This is a genomic window from Kribbella orskensis, from assembly GCF_004342085.1.
Classification (GTDB): Bacteria; Actinomycetota; Actinomycetes; order Propionibacteriales; family Kribbellaceae; genus Kribbella; species Kribbella orskensis.
In genome coordinates, this window is sequence record NZ_SLWM01000024.1 from 90,688 (window position 1) to 109,080 (window position 18,393).

At 67.4% G+C, this 18,393-nt stretch carries 18 protein-coding genes and 1 pseudogene; 13 read left to right on the forward strand and 6 right to left on the reverse strand.

Annotated elements, in window-relative coordinates; all coding sequences use genetic code 11:
• Positions 1-20: 20 nt before the first annotated feature.
• Positions 21-209 carry a hypothetical protein gene (locus EV644_RS37260; RefSeq protein ID WP_132195072.1) on the reverse strand — a complete coding sequence of 63 codons (189 nt, stop codon included), beginning with the start codon at positions 207-209 and terminating at the stop codon, positions 21-23.
• A gap of 59 nt (positions 210-268) precedes the next feature.
• Between EV644_RS37260 and EV644_RS37265 the strand changes: the two genes are divergently transcribed.
• The gene (locus EV644_RS37265; protein ID WP_241999291.1) at positions 269-2,248 is read left to right on the forward strand and encodes an APC family permease; all 1,980 of its coding nucleotides are present in this window, start codon (positions 269-271) and stop codon (positions 2,246-2,248) included.
• Positions 2,249-2,294: 46 nt separating this feature from the next.
• Here EV644_RS37265 and EV644_RS37270 read toward each other — a convergent pair whose 3' ends face one another.
• Positions 2,295-2,384, reverse strand: coding sequence for a potassium-transporting ATPase subunit F (locus EV644_RS37270; RefSeq protein ID WP_132195070.1), 90 nt, complete (start codon positions 2,382-2,384; stop codon positions 2,295-2,297).
• Between the two features lie 425 nt (positions 2,385-2,809).
• On the opposite strand from EV644_RS37270, the gene EV644_RS37275 reads away from it, so the two are divergent.
• On the forward strand, positions 2,810-5,503 hold the full coding sequence (locus EV644_RS37275; RefSeq protein ID WP_199240217.1) for a winged helix-turn-helix domain-containing protein: 2,694 nt from the start codon (positions 2,810-2,812) through the stop codon (positions 5,501-5,503).
• 124 nt (positions 5,504-5,627) lie between these two features.
• Here the strand turns inward: EV644_RS37275 and EV644_RS47980 are convergent, their stop codons facing one another.
• The 3 genes from EV644_RS47980 to EV644_RS37290 all read right to left on the reverse strand — a co-directional run bounded on the left by EV644_RS47980 (position 5,628) and on the right by EV644_RS37290 (position 8,364).
• Positions 5,628-6,020, reverse strand: coding sequence for a PEP-utilizing enzyme (locus EV644_RS47980; RefSeq protein WP_132195068.1), 393 nt, complete (start codon positions 6,018-6,020; stop codon positions 5,628-5,630).
• The gene (locus EV644_RS47600; RefSeq protein WP_305000094.1) at positions 5,996-7,810 is read right to left on the reverse strand and encodes an ABC transporter permease; all 1,815 of its coding nucleotides are present in this window, start codon (positions 7,808-7,810) and stop codon (positions 5,996-5,998) included. Before EV644_RS47600 ends, EV644_RS47980 begins: the two co-directional genes overlap by 25 nt.
• Positions 7,811-8,121: 311 nt before the next feature.
• Entirely contained in the window at positions 8,122-8,364 is a 243-nt protein-coding gene (locus tag EV644_RS37290; protein WP_158293041.1) for a transposase, read from the reverse strand.
• Between the two features lie 179 nt (positions 8,365-8,543).
• Between EV644_RS37290 and EV644_RS44885 the strand changes: the two genes are divergently transcribed.
• The 7 genes and pseudogenes from EV644_RS44885 to EV644_RS37320 all read left to right on the forward strand — a co-directional run bounded on the left by EV644_RS44885 (position 8,544) and on the right by EV644_RS37320 (position 12,296).
• Positions 8,544-8,702 carry a hypothetical protein gene (locus EV644_RS44885; RefSeq protein ID WP_158293042.1) on the forward strand — a complete coding sequence of 53 codons (159 nt, stop codon included), beginning with the start codon at positions 8,544-8,546 and terminating at the stop codon, positions 8,700-8,702.
• Positions 8,703-8,797: 95 nt separating this feature from the next.
• Positions 8,798-9,145 (forward strand): hypothetical protein, encoded by a 348-nt coding sequence (locus EV644_RS37295; protein ID WP_132195066.1) that lies wholly within the window; start codon positions 8,798-8,800, stop codon positions 9,143-9,145.
• A gap of 117 nt (positions 9,146-9,262) precedes the next feature.
• On the forward strand, positions 9,263-10,795 hold the full coding sequence (locus tag EV644_RS37300; protein ID WP_132195064.1) for an MFS transporter: 1,533 nt from the start codon (positions 9,263-9,265) through the stop codon (positions 10,793-10,795).
• A gap of 39 nt (positions 10,796-10,834) precedes the next feature.
• Positions 10,835-11,086: a hypothetical protein gene (locus EV644_RS37305; RefSeq protein WP_132195062.1), complete on the forward strand. Its 252-nt coding sequence runs from the start codon at positions 10,835-10,837 to the stop codon at positions 11,084-11,086.
• A 35-nt stretch (positions 11,087-11,121) separates the two neighbouring features.
• Positions 11,122-11,367 carry a DUF8691 family protein gene (locus tag EV644_RS37310; RefSeq protein ID WP_132195060.1) on the forward strand — a complete coding sequence of 82 codons (246 nt, stop codon included), beginning with the start codon at positions 11,122-11,124 and terminating at the stop codon, positions 11,365-11,367.
• A gap of 73 nt (positions 11,368-11,440) precedes the next feature.
• Complete coding sequence (locus EV644_RS37315; protein WP_132195058.1) at positions 11,441-11,869, forward strand: nitroreductase family deazaflavin-dependent oxidoreductase; 429 nt, start codon at positions 11,441-11,443, stop codon at positions 11,867-11,869.
• Between the two features lie 84 nt (positions 11,870-11,953).
• Positions 11,954-12,296: pseudogene (locus EV644_RS37320) on the forward strand (muconolactone Delta-isomerase family protein).
• Positions 12,297-12,420: 124 nt separating this feature from the next.
• Here the strand turns inward: EV644_RS37320 and EV644_RS37325 are convergent.
• The gene (locus EV644_RS37325; RefSeq protein ID WP_132195056.1) at positions 12,421-13,044 is read right to left on the reverse strand and encodes a hypothetical protein; all 624 of its coding nucleotides are present in this window, start codon (positions 13,042-13,044) and stop codon (positions 12,421-12,423) included.
• A 1,076-nt stretch (positions 13,045-14,120) separates the two neighbouring features.
• Between EV644_RS37325 and EV644_RS37330 the strand changes: the two genes are divergently transcribed.
• The 4 genes from EV644_RS37330 to EV644_RS37340 all read left to right on the forward strand — a co-directional run bounded on the left by EV644_RS37330 (position 14,121) and on the right by EV644_RS37340 (position 18,245).
• On the forward strand, positions 14,121-15,194 hold the full coding sequence (locus tag EV644_RS37330) for an IS630 family transposase (protein ID WP_132195054.1): 1,074 nt from the start codon (positions 14,121-14,123) through the stop codon (positions 15,192-15,194).
• A gap of 276 nt (positions 15,195-15,470) precedes the next feature.
• Positions 15,471-15,638, forward strand: coding sequence for a hypothetical protein (locus EV644_RS44890; RefSeq protein ID WP_158293043.1), 168 nt, complete (start codon positions 15,471-15,473; stop codon positions 15,636-15,638).
• Between the two features lie 200 nt (positions 15,639-15,838).
• Positions 15,839-17,131, forward strand: coding sequence for a S8 family peptidase (locus EV644_RS37335; protein ID WP_158293044.1), 1,293 nt, complete (start codon positions 15,839-15,841; stop codon positions 17,129-17,131).
• Positions 17,132-17,678: 547 nt separating this feature from the next.
• Complete coding sequence (locus tag EV644_RS37340; RefSeq protein ID WP_132195050.1) at positions 17,679-18,245, forward strand: nitroreductase family protein; 567 nt, start codon at positions 17,679-17,681, stop codon at positions 18,243-18,245.
• Positions 18,246-18,393 lie beyond the last annotated feature (148 nt).

Sequence of the window (18,393 nt, forward strand, 5' to 3'; positions counted from 1 at the left end):
CGGCGAGTTGCCCGGCAGTCTCAGCCCAGATAACCGCTGCTCAGCAGGCCGAGTGTGAGGCCGGTGACAATGAGGCCGGCGCCGACGACGACTCGATAGCGCAGCACTGAAACCAGACCTGTGACGGTGAGGATCAGGGCGATGATCCAGAGCGTCACTCCTATGAGCATCGGGGCAATGTAGCCGTTGTTTTCCCGCAGCGGCGGCATTCTCACGAGTCTCTAACACCGATTACGACCTGGCCCGACGGTCATGCATCCTGGCTCGCGTGACGACATCAGAGGACTACGTCGTGCCGGCCACCGTCCGCGGACCGCGCGAGCAATCCGCCGGTAACCGCGGGCTGGCGAGCTGGCTCCTGCAGCACCGCGTGCAGCCAGTCGGCCCGGAGGCGGGCGAAGGGCATGCGACCCCTCAGGCATGGTGGAAGGTGATGTGCCTGACTGGTGTCGACTACTTCTCGACACTGTCCTATCTGCCCGGGATCGCCGCACTTGCTGCCGGCGCCTTGTCCCCACTGGCAACCCTGCTCGTCGTCGCCTTGACCCTCCTGGGCATGCTGCCGATGTATCGGCGAGTGGCCAAGGAGAGTCCTCACGGGCAGGGCTCGATCGCGATGCTGGAGAATCTCCTGCCGTTCTGGCGGGGCAAGCTGTTCGTCCTTGTTCTGCTCGGCTTCGTTGCCACCTCCTGGATCATCACCATCACGCTCTCCTCAGCTGACGCGACCGTCCACCTGATCGAGAACCCCTACACACCGGACTTCCTGCACGGCCAGGAAGTCGCCGTCACCGTGGTGCTGCTGCTGATCCTCGGCGCCGTGTTCTTGATGGGTTTCAGCGAGGCAGTCGGCGTCGCGATTCCGCTCGTCGCGATCTTCCTCGGCCTCAACGCCGTCGTCGTGGCTGTCGGCCTGTACGACGTCGCCACCGTTCCCGGCGCGTTCTCGGGATGGGTCGACGCGCTCACCGACGGCCGCGAAGGCTTCGGCGGAGTCGTCGGACCTGCCGTCGTGGCCTTTCCACTGCTCGTGCTGGGCCTGTCCGGTTTCGAGACCGGGGTCAGCATGATGCCCCTGGTCGCCGCCGACGGCCAGGACACCAAAGAGCGTCTGGCCAACCGGATCCGCAACACCAAGAAGTTGCTGACCGCCGCGGCGCTGATCATGAGCGTCTATCTGCTGGCGACCAGTTTCATCACGACCGTCCTCATCCCGGCCGAGGCATTCGAGCCAGGCGGCGCGGCAAACGGCCGGGCTCTGGCCTACCTCGCCCACGAGGAGCTCGGCGAAATCTTCGGCACCGCCTACGACGTCAGCAGCGTGCTGATTCTGTGGTTCGCCGGCGCGTCGGCGATGGCCGGCCTGATCAACATCGTGCCCCGCTACCTCCCGGCCTACGGAATGGCACCTGAATGGGGCCGAGCCGTACGCCCAGTGGTGTTGGTCTACACCGCCATCAGTGTCGCCATCACGATCGCGTTCGGGGCCGACGTCGACGCTCAGGCAGGCGCGTACGCGACGGGAATCCTGGTGATGATGGTCTCCGGCGCCGTCGCGGTCACCATCTCTGCTCTGCGGCGCGGACAACGGCGTGCGGCGCTGGCCTTCACGGTCCTCACCCTGATCCTGCTCTATGCCTTGATCGAGAACATCATCGAGAAGCCTGATGGCATCGCCATCTCCGGCCTCTTCATTGCCGGCATCATCACCGTCTCGCTGATCTCGCGGGTCTCGCGCACCACTGAGCTACGCGCCGATCGCATCGAGTTCGACGACGCGGCCCGCGGATTCCTCACCGAATCGATCCGTCACGACGGCATCCTCAACCTGATCGCCAACCAGCGGCAGGCCGGCGACGCAGCCGAGTACGCCGCGAAAGAGGGCGACGTCCGGGCAACGGACCCGGTCCCCCGCCGCACAGACATCTTGTTCCTCGAGATCGACGTGGTCGACCCCTCCACCTTCAGTGACGTGCTGCGGGTGAAGGGAGTCGAGATCGACGGCCACCGCGTACTGCGCGCCGACAGCCCCGCCGCGCCCAACGCCATCGCCGCGATCCTGCTGGCACTGCGCGACACCACTGAGGTGATGCCGCATTGTCATTTCGAGTGGTCCGAGGGCAATCCGCTCAGCCACCTGCTGCGTTACCTCATCCTCGGCCGCGGCGACACCGCGCCCGTCGTACGCGAGATCATCCGCCAGCACGAATCGGACCCCACCCGCAGACCAGGCATCCACGTGGGATGAGGACGCGGTCCGCGCAAGGTCGGTCGACCTGCAGCCATGCCGGACATCAGAACCTCTTGGGGAAGATCACTGCGGCGACCAAGTAGGCGATCAGCACCACAGCGACCAACGGCCCGACGACGTTCTCGACGCTCACAGCTTCTCCACGCCTCGCAGTGCCTCGGCAGAACTACTCATAGAACCAGTGCACACCGCTGATTGCCTCGCCAGCTGACTTTCGCAGACCTCTCATGGCCCCTCCGGCGTCCCTCACAGGACTCTCACGCCGCGCCACCGCGATACCAGCCGATCGACCGCGCCGGGTGGTTCAACGCAACGGCGAGCACTCTCAGCGATGCCACCCGCATTTCAGCGTCCAAACGCCCAGGCCACCATCAGCGGGAACTCGGCTTGCCAGAACGGTCCCGGTGATCTGACGCACCCGGACAACGCGGGACGGGATTGGGATCGCGGCGGCGGCGCGTGGATGACAGTGCGGCGGAGCCGGGGTTGCGCGCCTCGCGCGCCGTTTGACAGCGCGTTCACTTGCCTGATACCGAGAGGGGAAGGCGCCACGACCAGGTGACTGGCGCCAGCGTGTCCGGCGTGGATATTAGGGCGGGCCTTTTGACGGTGGCTCCAGCAACTGCCCGGCTGATCGACCGGGGTGATCTTGTCGCTGCCCTGGATCGCGCGGTGGCGCAGAAGGTGACGATCATCTCGGCTCCGGCCGGTAGCGGGAAGACGTGCCTGCTGCGCGCGTGGGCCGGCCGATCGGGGCAGCAGTTCCGGCTCGCCCTCGTGCAGGTACAACGCGACCAGCACGACGCCCAGGAGTTCTGGCTGGCCCTGCTCGACGCGATCGGTCACGGTTCGGCCATTGCCGGCCGCGTGGAACCGCGAGCAGCGACACCTGACTTCAATGCACCGGCGATGGTCGACCGGGTGCTGTCGGAGCTCGCCGACGCTCACGGCGGCGTCACGTTGGTCATTGATGATCTTCACGAGCTGAATTCGCCGGAGGCCCTCTCTCAGCTCACCCGACTGCTGACGAACCTTCCCCCGCGGGTGCACGCGATACTGACCATGCGTCACGATGTGCGGCTGCGGCTGCATCAGCTGCGCTTAGCGGGCGAGCTAGCGGAGATCCGCGCGGCCGACCTGCGCTTTTCCGAACGCGAAACCCGCGAGCTTCTCGATGCCTCGGGCATCGGGCTGTCGGCGGCCGGGGCGGCACTGCTGCACCAGCGGACCGAGGGGTGGGCCGCGGGCCTGCGGCTTGCCGTGCTCTCCCTGGCCGGTCACCCCGATCCGGAACGGTTCGTCGCGGAGTTCTCCGGCAGCGACCGCACGGTCGCCGAGTACCTGATCGCCGAGATGCTCGAGCGCCAGCCGCCCGACGTCCAAGATCTGCTCGTGCGTACCTCAATGCTCGATCGCGTCAATGGCGAGCTCGCAGACCTGCTGACCGGCCGCCCTGGCTCGGAACGGACTCTGCTGGAACTCGAAGACGCGGGCGCGTTCGTCGTCTCGCTGGACCCTGAGCGCACCTGGTTCCGTTACCACCACCTATTCTCGGATCTCCTGCGGCTGGAGCTGCGCGGGACGCTGTCCGAAGAAGTACCGGCGCTGCACCGACGCGCCGCCGGATGGTTCACCGTCCAGGGCCAGGTGGTCGAGGCCATCCGGCACACCCAGGCGGCGGGCGACTGGCCTGATGCGGCCAGGCTGCTCGCCGACCATTCGTTCAGCCTGACGCTCGACGGGCGAGCGCAGACCATGCAGACGCTGGTGGGGGCCTTCCCCAAGGGCGCGGATCACCCCGAGCTGGCCCTGGTGCGCGCGATGGGTGACCTCGCGCAGGGACGTCTGGACCAGGCGGCCGCCCATCTCGCGGTCGCCGAGGCGCACGTCCAGGCGACGCCGCCGGATCGCCAGCGGCGCCTCCGGGTGGCGGTCGCGTCGCTGACGCTGTCACTGGCCAGGCGGCGCGGCCAGCTTGCTGGCGTCATCGAGCAGGCCAGATTCCTGGCCTCCCCGGTCAACGGGCAGTCCGGCGGGGACATCGCGCTTGGCAGCGATCTGCGCGCGGTGGCACTGATGAACCTGGGGACCGCCGAGGCGTGGACGCTCGGGCTGCCAGCCGCGCCGGACGCCGAACGGCACCTGCGGGAGGGCGCCGCGCTGGCCCGGGAGATCGGCCGCCCCTACCTCGAAGTCGGCTGCCTGGCGCAACTCGGGTTCGCATCGCTGGTCCTCCACTCGTTCGCCACGACCCAGCGGCGCTGTCGTGAGGCGATCGCGCTCGCCGAGCGATACGGGTGGGGTGCGGAACCGGTGATCGCGCCCGCGCTGATAATGCTCGCCGCCAACCTGATCTGGACGGGCGAGTTCGACGAGGGCGAGCGATGGCTGCAACGAACCAGACAGGCCCTGCAAACAGACACCGGCCCGGACATCACGCTCCTGCTCCACCAGACGGCTGGGATACTGCATGCTGGACGCGGCCACCATCGTGATGCGCTCGAGGAGCTCGGCGCGGCCGAATACCTGGGATCACAGCTTGCGGACTCGCAGGCGCTGGCGACCCGGACCACCCGGTGGCTGCTGGCCACCCAGGCCCGCCTCGGGATGACCGGCGAAGCGCGCGCCTTGCTCGGGGCGCTCGATGACGAGCGGGCCAGTTCCGGTGAGATCCGTAACGCTCTCGCGGTGATCTGCCTCGCGGAAGGCGAACCGGCCGCGGCTCTAGCCGCGGTGGCCGATGTTCTGGATGGCACGGCCGTGATCCTCGGGGACGTCACGGTCATTGAGGCTCACCTGCTAGCCGGGCTCGCCCATCGTGAGCTCGGTGACCAGCGCGCGGCCAGCCAGGCGGCTGAACGGGCGCTGGCCCTGGCGGAGTCTGACCGGTTGGTCCTCCCGTTCGCGATCACAGGCTCGCGTGAGCTACTCGAGGCGCTGCCCCGGCATGAGACAGCGCACGCCGCGCTGCTCGCCGACATCCTCGATATCCTGCACGGCTCTCCCCCGGCGGCCAAAGAGGAGTCCTCATTGCCACCGACGGAGGAACTCAGCCCGGGCGAGCTTAGAGTGCTTCGTTACCTCCCGACGAACCTATCCCGCCCAGAGATCGCCGGCGAACTGTCCGTCTCGCCGAACACCGTCAGCACGCACCTGCGCAGCATCTACGCCAAGCTCCAGGTCCGTGACCGCTCCTCGGCCGTGCGGCGCGCGCGGGAACTGCGGCTGCTGGCGGCCGGCCGCACACGTTAGCCCGGGGGTCACCTCATACCCGGCACTGGCGCCGGAGCAACCGTCCGCCGTCAACGGCACCTGCCGACTACCAAGCGGGAACTAACTGACGGCGCTGGTTGTTTCGCTTGTTCGAGATCAGCTCTTACGGAGCTGGCCAAGTCGAATTCCGCCCGCCCGTTGGGCCACCAGCGCCTGTGTGGACGATGACTGCGCCGGTGGTTCTGTCGACGGCGGTGAGTTGTCCGGTGTGGAGTCGCTGGATGGCGATCCGGGTTCCGACGACGGCGGGGATGCCGTGTTCGCGGGCCACGAGGGAGGCTACGGTGCCGGCCGCCGGTGACCACGGCACTAGTGTGCGCGAATGTGGTGTCCATGCCGGCGCGGTGGCCCTGGCGACGAGCACGTTGCCGTCGGCAAAGTCGTCGGGGCCGTGCACGAGGTGGACCGGACCGGTGAGCCCTGCGTTAGTCGGATTCGAAGCCGTCGGACCATGAAAGCGCGGAACGCGGATTAGCCGATCCGCCGGTAGCGCCATACGGACAGGGGGATGAATACGGCCAGCAGACCGCCGATCCAGGCCGCGGCCGCGCCCAGGGACGCCGGGGTGCCATAGATCGCGAGCGAGCGGGCGGCGTCGGCGGTGACGGTGACGGGGTTGATTTTCGCGAACGTCTGCAGCCAGTCCGGGAACGTGGCTACGGGCACGAACACCGAACTGGCGAAGACGAGCGGGAAGATCACGACGAACCCGGCCGTCTGCGCCGTCTCGGCGCCGCGGACCGTCAGCGCCACGAAGGCGAAGATCCAGCTGAGGGCCAAGCCGAATGCGGCGACCACGGCAACGCACGCGACAGCTCCGGCTACTCCGCCGAGGAAGCGGAACCCGACCACGTACCCGACAGCGATCATCAGCCCGATGATCGCGATGTTGCGGACCAGGTCGGCCACCGTGCGCCCGGCCAGCACCGCGGAGCGGGCCATCGGCATCGACCGGAAGCGGTCGACCACCCCGCGTGTCAGGTCTTCCTTCAGGCCGACCGCCGTCTGCGAGGCGCCAAAGGTGACCGACTGGACGAAGATCCCGGGCAGCAGGAAGTCGACGTAGGCGACCCCATTCGGCAGCGAGCGGCCGATCGCGCCGCCGAACACGTAGACAAACAGCAGCACGAACAGGACCGGCTGGATAGTGGAGAAGACCAGCAGGTCCGGCTGGCGGATGAAGTGACGCAGGTTACGGCCCGTGACGATGGCGGTGTCGGTGGCCGCCGAGCGCACGGCCTGCGGCGACGGACGACGCAGCCGCAAGACATGCCCGCGAGGCGCTGGCCCGTTCGGCGCCGGCTGCTGGGGCCGGGTGCGGCGCCAGGCCCGGGGGCCGGGTCCGCCGCCGTCCTCGCTGGGCGGGGCACCGGTCAGCTGCAGGAAGACATCGTCCAGGGTGGGCCGGCGCAGCCCGATGTCGGTGACGCCGATCTGTGCCCGGCGCAGCGCGGCGGCCGCCTCCTCCACCAGCGCGAGCCCGTTGCGCGGGGCCGGAAGGGTGAGCCGGTCCGGACGCTCGTCCGGCTGCGGCTCGCCGCAGCCCACCCTAGCGAGCACCGCCTGCGCCCGGTCACGCTGCCCCGCGCTGGACAGTTCTACCTCCAGGATCTGGCCGCCGACGCGGTCCTTGAGCTCGTTCCCGGTTCCCTCCGCGATCACCTTCCCGCGGTCGATGACCGCGATCCGGTCGGTCAGCTGATCGGCCTCCTCCAGGTACTGGGTGGTCAGGAGGATCGTTGTCCCTTCGCGCCGCAACTCGCGCACGATGGCCCAGATCTCGTTGCGGCTGCGCGGATCCAGGCCCGTGGTCGGCTCGTCGAGGAACAGCACCTGGGGGCGGGTGACCAGGCTCGAGGCGATGTCCAGCCGGCGGCGCATGCCGCCGGAATAGGTCCGGGCCGGCCGGTCAGCCGCCTGCGCCAGGCCGAACCGCTCCACCAGCTCCCCGGCGCGTCCGCGGGCGTCCTCGCGGGGCAGGTTGAACAAACGGCCGAACATCTCCAGGTTCTCGCGCCCGGTCAACAGCTCGTCGACCGCCGCGAACTGCCCCGTCAGGCCGATCAGCTCGCGGACGGCGGCAGGCTCACCCCCCACGTCGTGGCCGAAGACCTCCGCACGGCCAGCATCGGGCGCCAGCAGCGTGGCCAGAATCCGCACCAGCGTGGTCTTGCCCGCCCCGTTCGGACCGAGCAGGCCAAACACCATCCCCGCCGGAACCTCCAGCCCGGCACCATCCAGCGCCACGGTCGCCCCGAAACGCCTGACCACACCCTCAACCCGCACCGCAGGCACCGAAGAACCACGTCCGTTCACCCCGGTCAGTGGGCCAGTTCCCGGCTCGACTCGGCTTGCGCTGTTGGCACCTCGGCGCAGCTGCGTAGCGGCGTGCGCGGAAGCATCCGTTGACCTCACCTGCTCGTTGTCCGCCGTCATGTCGGTCCCCTCATACGGTCCGTGCGGGTCTTCGCGGCAGACTCAGGCTTGCCACCAGGCAGGTGATCGGTCGTCACCGGATCGCGGTGATCCGCAGAGCGGGGCAACGCAGGACGTTGCGTCCGGCTGAGTGGTGGAGTTCGGCCGTCACCTTGTGCTGGTCAGCGAGTGGTGCTGACTACGCCGTGGTTCCGAAGGCGCCACCTCCTCGGCTGTTGGTCTGGTATTGAGGGGTACCACGAGCCTTCGGAGAGGTAGCGGCGTTCGGAAACTTGCCATTCGTCGTGGGTTCGACGAGCACCGGTCCGGCGAGGCGGAGTAGTGCGGCGGGGTTTGGGGAAGGCACCGACGACGTCGGTGCGGCGTTTGATCTCCTTGTTCACCCGTTCCAACGGGTTGGTCAACCAGATCTCCTACCAGTGCGACACGGGGAAGTCGGCGAAGGCGGTGACGTCGTCGGCCTCGCAGCATCAACTCGAGCGTCCCGCCATGAGTCTCATTCAGGCTGCGTCGTTGTCTACCGCGTGCCTGAACCCGCCGTAGGCGTTGGTATTGTCGGCGACCGCTGGGATCGAGTTGCGTTATGGAGCTCAGGGGTAGCGACTTCGACCGCATCCGGCGGGAGCATCTGCGTTGGGTGAAGGTGACCGACTTTGCGCGGCTGTGGTTGACGGCAGAGCGGCGAGCCGACGCGCTGAAAGCCGAAGGTCGCGAGGATGGGTACCTGGCCGGCGTGCGATAAACGTGTCGCTCGATCGCTAACGGCAGCTACCGGTACGACGCTCCGCTCGACGAGCGCCACGGTGAGCTGGCCAGATCACCGATCACCTGTAGAGCGTGTTTGCGATCGAGGAGCTGATCGAGGACGAGACGCTGGCAGTGGAGCGGCTGGTCGGGCGATGGAAGTGGCCGGATCGTTCGGGCTACGTCGAGGGTGTGTTTGCGACGTTGGCGTGGGTTTGGCGCCGGTCGGGTGCGCCGCAGATCGCGGTCGAGCGGGCGACCGCCCCTTTCCGCCTTCCCTCGATGGCGTCCGAGCTGAACGACAGCGAGACCGTGCTCACTGGCTTGCTGAAGATCCGTCTGCGTTGTTCGGCGTACTTGCGCAGATCGAAGCGCTCGGCCTCGAACGCTCGAATTGCGCCAGATCACGCCGAATACGCACCGGCTCGAACGGGGCGATGACTCCCGGAACCTGTGGCGGGGGAATCACCCTCATCCGGTGGGGACAGCTCACCTCGGTCGAGGAGATCGTATGCCGCGGAACCACCGAGACAATCTTGCTGGAATGGAGCGTTGATCATGGCTTCAGACGCTGAGCGGGCCGCCCAAGGCAAGCGAGAGGGCGACGAGAACCAACTCGAGTCGTTCGGGGAGACGGTCGTAATACCACCCAACCGCCGATGGTGGGCCCTGGCGGTGATAGCGATCGCTCAGCTGATGGTGGTGCTCGACGGCACCGTCGTGACCATTGCGCTGCCCTCGGCGCAACGCGACCTGGGTATCTCCGACGCTGATCGGCAGTGGGTGGTCACCGCCTACACCGTCACGTTCGGTGGCCTGCTGCTGCTGGGTGGACGGATCGCCGACTACACCGGCCGTAAGCGGAGCTTCCTGGTCGGGCTACTCGGGTTCGCTGCGGCGTCGGCGCTCGGCGGCGCGGCACAAAACGGCGCGACGCTCTTCGGCGCCCGGGCTCTCCAGGGCGCGTTCGCGGCGCTGCTCGCGCCCGCTGCCTTGTCACTGATCACGGTGACCTTCACAGAGGTGAAGGAGCGGTCTCGGGCGTTCGCGGTCTACGGCGCCATCTCGGGAGGTGGCGCCGCGATCGGCTTGATCCTGGGCGGCACGCTGACCGAGTACGCCTCGTGGCGCTGGTGCCTGCTGATCAATGTGCCGATCGCGATTGTGGCCTTCATTGCCGGCACGATCCTGGTCACCGAGAGCAAGTCCGGGCGCGGGAGCTCATATGACATCCCTGGCGCGGTCCTCGGCACGGCCGGACTGGTCGCCCTCGTGTACGGATTCACCCAAGCGGCCAAGACCGGAGTCGGCTGGCTCTCGGTCGAGGTCATCAGCTATCTCGTGGGCGCCGTCATCTTGCTGGTCGCGTTCGTGCTCGTCGAGTTGCGTTCGGCGAGCCCGCTGTTGCCGATGCGGGTGGTGCTCGATCGCAATCGCGGCGGCTCATATCTCGCCTCGTTGCTGGTCTTCGCCGGGCTGTTCGCGATGTTCCTGTTCCTGAGTTACTACTTCCAGTACAACCTGGGCTATAGCGCACTCAAGTCGGGTATCGCATTCCTGCCGTTCAGCGTCGGCGTCATCGTCACCTCGGGCCTGGTCTCGGCCCTGCTGCCGCGCACCGGACCCAAGCCACTCATGCTGATCGGGCTCGCGATGGGCGCGATCGGTCTGGCCACCTTCACGTTCATCTCTGACACCAGCAGTTGGGTCACCAGCGTTCTGCCCGGAGAGTTACTGATGAGCGCCGGCCTGGCGCTGGTGTTGGTGCCGCTCTCAAGCCTCGCGCTCACCGGGGTGAATGACGACGACGCGGGAGTCGCCAGCGCGGTGCTCAACTCGACCCAGCAGATCGGCGGGTCCCTGGGCACCGCGCTGTTGAACACGTTCTATGCGAGCGCGGTCGCGTCCTATGTCTTGGCCCATCACCTCTCACCATCCGCGTTCAATCCGCCCGCCGCGATACACGGCTATCACGTCGCGTTCTGGATCGGGGTCGGTCTGATCGCCGCGGCGTTCGTGGCCGTTCTGGTCTTGGTCAATGCTGGCAAGGACGACATCACCACGCAGCCCGGCGTACCGGCCGGCGCCTAACCCAACGAGAGAAGCAACTCGCTGGCCCGGTCGGATCTGGTGCGCGCCGCGGATGACCTGCTCCACGGGCACCTGGACGAGGCGGCCGCCCATCTGGCGGTCGCCGAGTCGTACGTCGAGACGGCGCCGCCGGGTCGCTTGTGCAGTTCAGCGCGGCCGAACACCTGCAATCGCAGCATCTACACCAAACTCCAGGCCAGCGATCGCTCCTCAGCGGTGCAGCGCGCACGAGCTGCGGCTACTGTCGGCCGGGCGCACGCGGTAGCCCGGGTGGTCACCACATCCTGGTGATGCGGGTTCACCCGCCAGCCCTCGACCATGGCGTCATGGACCCAACGCCCGCCCTGTATGCGATCCGCATCCACGGCCACCTCGGCGCCACGGTACTCTCCGCGTTCCCAGCGCTGGTGCCGCAGCGGCGCGGTGCCGACACCGTGCTCACCGGCCCCCTGGATCGATCGGCACTCTACGGCGTGCTGGCTGAGGTCGACGCGCTCGGCCTCGACCTCCTCGAGATCCGCCAGCTCACCGCTCGCAGATCACCAGAATCAGGTGACAGCCACTCACCTTGACGGCCACAAACCTTGGGCGCGTCCAACCCGCCCGCATGCAGACGACAGCGCAGACAAGCAAGGGGAGCCCAACATGACCGAGACCACCGACTGGAACGCGAAGACCATCGCGGAGTTTCGCGCCAACGAGGGCCGCGTCGGCGGCCCCTTCGAAGGCGCGCCGATCGTCCTCGTGCACCACCGCGGCCGCACAAGCGCGCGCGGGTACGTCAACCCGATGATGTACCTCCCGCACGACACCGACGACAACATCATCTACGTTTTCGCCACCAAGGCGGGCGCCCCCACGAACCCCGACTGGTACTACAACCTCACCGCCGCCGGCGAGGGCAGCGTCGAACGCGGAACCGAGACCTACAAGGTCACCGTCAGCGAGCTCACCGGCACCGAACGCGACCGCGTCTACGCCGAGCAAGCCCGCCGCTACCCCGGCTTCGCCGAGTACGAGCGGCAAACCACTGAAATCCGCACCATCCCCGTGCTCGAACTCACGCGCGTTTAGCCCCGGGTCCAGTACGACTTCGTCCTGGACCCCGCCAAGAGCTGACCGGATGCTGTCCGGATGACCGTTCGCCTGCCCGTCGGGATGGGCGCCGACGAGCAGGCGGACGTCCTCGCGCGCGAGCGGGCCGACAGCCAGGAGCTCCAGCGTGCTGGCAAGTGGCGCCATCTGGCGGATCGTCGGCGAGTACGCCAATGTCAGCACCTTCGACGTGGACAACAACGACGAACTCCACGACCTGCTCGCCGGCCTGCCACTATTTCCCTACCTGGACATCCAGTCACCCCGCTGGCGACCCACCCCTCATCGATTCGTGGTTGATGCCCTCCTCGGGGCCCGGTTTCGAGACCCGACGCCGTGTTGCCGCATCATGGTGGCGCTGCCGACGGACACCCCCGGACGTGCTTCAGCTGCGGGTTCTCCGTGAGAGTGCAGTTGACCGCACGACCTGAGGCCGGAGAGTCGCGTTCGAGGCGCCGACCCTTCCGCACTCCGGCCAGGCGGGCGAGCAGCCGGAATGACGGAAGGGTGACGGGTGGGACGAGCGGCGGTCAGACCAACTCGGGCACCCTCAGATGGTGGACGGCGAGTTCGCACTCGAGGACGTCCACGAACTCGATCCCGGTACGCTCGGCCATCGTGGCCCGCTGCTCGGCGGCGAACTCTCGGGTGCCCTCGAGGGTGGCCCTGCTCTCGAAGCTGACCGTGCCGCACAGCATCCCGGCCTCACGGTCGATGAGCATGCTCGCGCTGCAGAACCCGTCCTGGTTCTCCAGGAGCGGCAACACGTCGGTCTTGAACCCATCCACGGCGGCGCCCAGCTGACCCGCCGGTGGGCGAGCCCACGTCACCCTGGCGCAAGCCCCGGCAGGCGACTCGTGGTCACGGTGGAGGATCGCGATCTCCCACTCCTGGACCTCGAGGCCGTCCCCGCCCAAGGTCTCGAGCAGGCGCTGCCGGACGGGCTGGAGCTGCTCGTTGCTCGCGCGCATGGCCTCCTCGGTCTCCCACGAGCTCGTGGCGATGCAGCGGCCGCTCGACCGGTCGACCAGCATAGACAGGCCCATGCAGCCATCGATGTCGGTCATCATCGACATCAGTTCGTCATTGACCAGCGCGATGCCGCCATCGATACGGTCGGGCTGGGCCATCATGGTGGTGGAGCGTGCGTACACGGCCCACCTCCCTTCAGAGAGGCGACACCCCAGCGGCGTCGCCGGCACTCCTACCCTCGACCCGAAGCCCGTCCCCAGGCAATCCCCCAAACCGGGCGGACGGCCAGAGGTGACACGCTAACAGCGCCTAGCTGCACCGACCCCATGCCCGGGTACATCTAGGCGATCCACCGAACCACACTGGCCAACACCTGCGCGTACAACACCGTCGATGCCACGCCGAACGGGTTGTAGTCGACTGCCGCCCGAGTGGACCGCTAACCCGCACGCGAAGCGGGACGTCGACGGTTCAGTGCCGCACCATGCCTTCAGACGTCAAGCTGTAGGCGTGTGGTTAAGGAGCGTGTCCCTCGTCGGACACATGGGGGTTCAAGTCCCCAGGGATTTGAACCCCGAGTCGATTTGAGTGAGGGCCAAGGAGGGATCGCCTCCATAGCGCGGGTGCTCGTAGACCTGAGCTAACCAGTGAGGTCGGACGCGCATCCTGGCTCAGCATTGCGACGGCCTCCCGCCCAGACTCACCAGCGTTCCTCAGAACTGCACCCGGCCCCGCGGAAGCGCAGGGCACGCCGGCCGACGGAGCCAGCTCGCCACGAGGTCGTATCCGAATGCCGATTGCGACGGTCGGCCCGGAAGGCCGGCGCGACCGCCGACCAACGGCTCGTCGCCCCCTTTCCACCGGTGCCGAGCCTCTAGCCAGCCGCGCCGGCCAGGACCTTTCGCAGCCGCCGCGCGATTGTTGTGGGGTCAGTGCGTCGCGCAGGTCGAGCAGGAAGCTGACCGGGGACTTCTCCTTGGCCTGCTCCCTGGATTCATGTATCTGCCACCATGCCGCGCCGATAACGATCGCCACTCCACCTGTCACGCTGAAGTGTGGCGGCGTCCCGGCCACGCTTGCGATCAATCCGGGTGCCGTCAAACCTCCGCAGATCATGGCGCGGGTTGCTTCGAGCTTGTGCAACCCAAAGCCCCTCTCCAGCTTTCTGAGATCGCCCTCGATGTTCTGTTCCGCGTGCCTGGCGAACTCCTCTAGTGTCGCGGTAACGAAATAGCTTTACCTCGTGGGATCATGGGTTATGGCGTTGACTGTGACCGTGGATGTTCCGGTCGAGGATCGCAGGGTGTTGGAGTCGTGGACGCGGTCGCCGTCGATGCGGGCGGGTCTGGCGCAGCGGGCGCGGATCGTGCTGCTGGCGGCCGATGGGGTGGCGGTGAAGGACATCGTGGCGCGGGTCGGGGTGTCCAAGCCGACGGTGATCGGGTGGAAGAAGCGTTACGCGGCCGAGGGGCTGGGTGGGCTGGACGACCGGCCGAAGCCGGGCCGGCCGGCCACGGTCGATGAGGTCGCGGTGGTGCTGGCGACGTTGGAGCCGCCGCCGGAACGCCTCGGCGTGACGCACTGGTCGTCGCGGCTGCTGGCCGACCACCTCGGCGGGATCTCGCATGTGTGGGTCGGCAAGATCTGGAAGAGGTGGGGCCTGCAGCCGTGGCGGGTCGAGACGTTCAAGTTCTCCACCGACCCCGAGTTGGAGGCCAAGGTCCGCGATGTCGTCGGTCTGTACCTGAGCCCGCCCGACAACGCGATCGTGTTGTCGATCGACGACAAATCCCAGATCCAGGCGTTGGACCGGACCGCGCCGATCCTGCCGCTGCGGCCCGGGCTGCCCGAGAAGCGCAGCCACGACTACCGCCGTAACGGCACCACCACGCTGTTCGCCGCGCTCGAGATCGCCACCGGCAGGGTCGTCGACGCGTGCATGCCCAGGCACCGCCACCAAGAGTTCCTGCGGTTCCTCAAGCAGGTCGCGAAGGCCTACCCACGCAAGAAGCTGCACATCGTGGTCGACAACTACGGCAGCCACAAGCACCCCAAGGTCCGCGCGTGGCTGGCGAAGAACCCGCGGATCCAGCTGCACTTCACCCCGACCAGCGGCTCCTGGCTCAACATGGTCGAGATCTTCTTCGGCATCATCACCCGCCAGGCCATCCGGCGCGGCACCTTCACCTCAGTCCGCGACCTGACCGATGCCATCCGGGCCTTCATCGACGGCTGGAACGACCGCTGCCAACCCTTCATCTGGACCAAAACCGCCGACGACCTACTCGACCACTGCAAACCCGGTCAAAGAACATCGTTTACGCGACACTAGTCGCCTTCGTTCGTTTGGGATTGCGGCCAACACCGCGAGCTCGTCATGGAACGTTGCGACGTGGTCGCGGAACCGCTGCGAGGTGAGCGAAGCCGCGGTAGTTGCGCGAGCGCGCCTCCCACACGAGGTCGCCGCAGCCGAGTCACCGGCCGCGAAGATTCTCCAGCGCGTCTTTGTGCGCCCGAGAACCAGGAGCACGTCGGCTCGCCGGGCCAGGTTCCGCCCGGCGAGCGCTCCCCGGCTGCCGGCGACCGCACGTTCCAGGCACGCAAGCCCTTGTCTGCCGTAGCCGGCTCGCCCGAGGGTGGCGCCGAGGGTGGCCTGTGCATCCAGTTCGCGCCGCCGGTGCCCCGACTGTTCGGCGAGCCGCAGGGTCAGCTGCATCTCCCGGATCGCGGTGTCGACGCGCCCAGCTGGCACAAGCCGATGCCGCGGGCCTGGTGAGCGATCGACGCGGTGAACTGCGGCGGTCCGTTCGCGAGCAGCCGTCGCGCGCCGGAAATCGCATCATGCGGACGCGACAAAGCCAACGTCAGCAGATCCTCCGGCGCCGCCGTCACCTCGACATACCCCTGGTTTGTCGACACAGTGAAATGTTAACTGGCCGGGATGTACCTGCCAGTGATCATCGAGGGGGAGAGAAAATGCCGGACGACAACAACTCGGGCGGGAACAACAACCAGCCTGACGGTGATTCAAACGATAAATTCGAAGACCAGGTCGAGCTGATTCTGGCCGAATTCGGCGACGAGATCGAGATCGATCCGCCGAACTGGCGCACCGCCGGGGTGAACGCCATCTACCGGTCCAGGGGCGTGCTGGTCAGGGATCACGACGCTCCCCGAGCGGTCGATCTCTTCGGCGGTGGAAACGCTCGGCGCAGCAGCCTCGGCGTCACCCGGCTCAACCTGCCGGACGCCGTACCGGCCGACGCACCTGACGGCGACGGCTTCACTGAGATCCAACGTCTCCTGGCGTATGCCGACAGACGGTTCGGCCGCGGCTATGTCACGCCGGAACACCTGTTCTACGTCTGCAGCGTCAGTCCTTGCCCCGCGACGGAACCCGAGGAAGTGCTCGAAGGCGCGCTCCCAGATCCATTTCTGACCGAGGTGGGCAATGCCGACGGCCACGGGGTGAAGGTGGTCGTCCTGGACGTCGGCTGGACCCCGGCGCCGAGTGCACCCTGGCTGAACGGCGTGAGCGGCGACCCCGAAGTGGCCTTCGACCCGGTGACCAAGCTGATCCGCCCGTACGCGGGTCACGGAACCTTCATCGCGGGCGTCGTCCGCGCGATCGCGCCGCAGGCCGAGGTGGTGGTGAAGAGCTACTTCAACAAAGCGGGGGCGGTGTTCGAGGCGGATCTGGCCGATCGACTGGCCGAGGTGATGGACGAGGATCCGGACATCATCAGTCTCTCGGCCGGCTCCACGACGCGCTTCGACGTACCGTCGATGGCTCTCGACACCTTCACCCGGCCGCGGCAGGGCAGCGCGGACGGACCGGTACTCGTCGCCGCGGCCGGTAACGACGGCACTGACCAGCGGTTCTGGCCGGCCGCCTACCCCGAAGCCGTTTCGGTGGGAGCACTGGCCGCCGACGGAACCAGCCGTGCGCCGTTCAGCAACTACGGCAGTTGGGTCGACGTCTACGCACCGGGCGAGAATCTCGTGAACGCGTTTCTGACCGGGCGCTACAAATGCACCGAACGACCGAACGCAGGCCGGTTCCGCGACTTCGCCGGTATGGCGCAATGGAGCGGCACCTCATTCGCAACTCCCTTGGTCGCGGGCCTGATCGCCGCCCGAATGTCGTTGACCGGTGAACGCCCCAAACAGGCAGCCAACGCCCTGCTCGCCTTCAGCCACCGCCGCGTTCTGCCGGCTGTCGGGCCGGTGCTCCTGCCAGATGACGCGCAGGCGTCGACCGACAGCTAAGCGCACGCTGACGCGGTACGGCCGGTCAGCTCGGTTCGCACCGCGTCAGCCTCCCCCCGACCCTATTAGGTCGAGGCACCGACGCCGCCGCTGATACAGCAGCCGTGCCGCGTATCTCTCCGGACACCCAAAACTCCGTCCGGGTAGAAGGGGGTTCACCCAGCACCCGGCAGGGACCGTTCGTGGACAGATCCGTGCGCTGAGAGGTGCGGTCGGCCTCAGTGGAGTCCTGAACGGCAGTTCGACGGTAGTCATGGAGCCCATTACCGGTCGCGAGTACAGGTGTCGGTCGCCAATCCAGAACGTGCCATGGACCGCACGCGTTGATGGGTGTGAGCGCGGCGCCGAGCGGTGCGGGCGGTCGCTGATGGCGCCGCTTGGCCGGAGTCACCGATCGACCCTTCCTCGGCTGGGTGAATGGGCATGCGCGCGGCGTTGCCCTTACTCGGCGCTTACGGCTGGGCCATTGCCGTTGACCACGGAGGTCGTCTGTGGGTCTGATAAGCCTGCCGCCCGCGGAATCAATCTGCACGATGAGTGGAGGAGTATGTCAGGACAGGGGCCCGCGCCTGTGCAGGGCCTGCATCCGCTGCTTCGTGCCCGGTGGAGCCCCTTGGGCTTCGACGAAGGTCCGGTCGTCGCACGCGAGCAGGTTGAGTTGCTGTTGGAGGCCGCCCGATGGGCTCCTTCTGCAGGCAACTCCCAGCCTTGGTCGTTCATTGTTGCCCGGCGCGGCGATGAGGCGCACGGCCGAGTCTTCAAACACCTCGCCCCGAGTTCAGCTGCATGGGCACCTCGGGCGAGCCTGCTGGTCGTGAATCTGTGTCACCGTTTCGTCGAGGACAGCGACTGGGAGTACTCCGAATTCTCCAGCTACGACCTCGGGCAGGCGGTGGCGCACATGACATTCCAGGGCCTCGCGATGGGCCTGACCGCCCGACAGTTCCGTGCATTCGACAAGGACGGGCTCAGCTCCGAGTTCGCCTTACCCCCCCACTGGGAAATCTCGACCATCACCGCGTTCGGGCCGATCCCGCAACGAGACCCAGGTGCACGTGACCGCCGACCGACAAATGACCTCCTGTGGCCGGCGGACACCGGTGATGTGGCTTAGTCTCGTACGGGCGATTCGCTGGGCGTCGGCGCGTGCGGATCGGTCGGGTAAGCCGGCTCTTCGGAGTTGAGCGTGGGTGAGCCGTTCGTCACTGTCGGCGTGGCGTAGGCGGGGAAGGGGTCAGGGCCTTCACGATCAGCAGCGACCA